The sequence below is a fragment of the Paraburkholderia sp. SIMBA_030 genome, from assembly GCF_046535245.1.
Taxonomy (GTDB): domain Bacteria; phylum Pseudomonadota; class Gammaproteobacteria; order Burkholderiales; family Burkholderiaceae; genus Paraburkholderia.
In genome coordinates this window covers 1-271 of sequence record NZ_JAWRXB010000555.1, presented here as the reverse complement: position 1 = coordinate 271, position 271 = coordinate 1, and the positions used below count along the sequence as shown (strand labels likewise).

Below are 271 nucleotides of genomic sequence, written 5' to 3'. Positions count from 1 at the left end.
GAAAATAAATTCGAGGCAGAAGAGCGTACAGAATATTGCAACTTTCGAAAAAAAAACGACAATCCGGAGACTTGTTATCAAAAAAAGACGTATTACTATTTGAATGGTCTTCCGGCAGGTTTATTTCTGCATAATGGCTGTACTGCCAAGAAAACAATTTCCGAGTTATACCAATTTAAGGAAGAACTTCTGATGCAACTCACCGATGCGCCCTCCAGCCCTGAATCTAAAATCGAAAAATATACGTATGACAATAACAAGAACCTTATAC

1 protein-coding gene is annotated in these 271 nt (G+C 37.3%); it reads left to right on the top strand.

The features are described from left to right. Positions 1 to 271, top strand: a 271-nt coding sequence (locus tag SB772_RS41175) for a hypothetical protein (protein WP_410838671.1), incomplete at both ends; no start/stop codon positions are given.